Here is a 977-nt window from a genome sequence, read left to right on the forward strand (position 1 = left end):
CGTCACACGGCGCCGGCTAGCCGCCGAGGACCGCGCCGTGTGACGTCCGCCGAGGGGCCTATACGCTCTCCGCCTCGGCCACCGGTGCCGGGGCGGGAGCGAGGGCCGGGCCCGGGGGCGGAAACGTCTCCCGGAAGGTGAACGCCAGGGGCGTGGCCCCGCGTTCACGCACCATCGCGACCCGCTCCATCGCCTCGGCGGTGCTCGGACGGTGTCCCGCCGGCACCCACCACAGCGCCTGGTGCGCCTCGCCCATCCGCCGGAACCACTCGCGCCGGCGGCTCAGCACCCGCAGGTGGTCCGAGTGGTAGGTGAAGTTCCGCAGCGCCTCCACCGACTCCCACACCGAGCAGTTGATGAGCAGCAGGTCGTCGCCCTCCTCGGGCCGAAGGCCGGTGGAGTCCTCGCCCCCTTCGTCGACGAGACGCCACACGAACCCCGGACTGCGGTCGGCGAGGGCGTTGATCGTCGGCAACTCCGTCACGAAGCCGCTCAGTTCAGGTCCGTCCAGCGGGCCGACGATACGGCCGACGTTGACCTGCGCGAGGTGAAAGGTCGTCATGGAACACAGACTGACCCACCCCACCCTGTAACGTCAACCTCCATTGTTTTTAGAGAGCGACACACAGCACCCACCCGGACAGGGATCCATCACCGCCGTCCAGTCCTCGTCCGCCATGCCCTCCAGCAGGGCGAGGTTCATCCCGCAGACCAGGGCGGGGAACTCGTCCGCCAGTGCGTGGAAGGGGCAGTTGCGCAGCCGCAGCGTGCCGCCGTCCCAGAACGGCTGATAACCGCGGCCCTCCAGCACCTCCACGAGTTCCCCTGAGGCGGCCTCCGGGTCAGCCGCGCCCGCCGCCCTCGCCGCGGCCTGCAACTCCCGGTCCAGGCCCGCCTTCTCCACCACCTCGGCGAGCATCCGGCCCGCAGCGTCGTAGGAGCGGGGAGGCACCGACACCGCGTGCTCACCCTCGGCC

The 977-nt window shown here is 71.1% G+C and carries 1 protein-coding gene and 1 pseudogene; both read right to left on the reverse strand.

The features are described from left to right. Window positions 1–58 precede the first annotated feature (58 nt). The gene (locus ACOV8S_RS27210) at window positions 59–562 is read right to left on the reverse strand and encodes a DUF3291 domain-containing protein (protein WP_448321045.1); all 504 of its coding nucleotides are present in this window, start codon (window positions 560–562) and stop codon (window positions 59–61) included. Between the two features lie 33 nt (window positions 563–595). After that, window positions 596–977, reverse strand: a pseudogene (locus ACOV8S_RS27215) (transcriptional regulator); the annotation flags it as partial.

The organism is Streptomyces sp. CO7 (assembly GCF_053474865.1).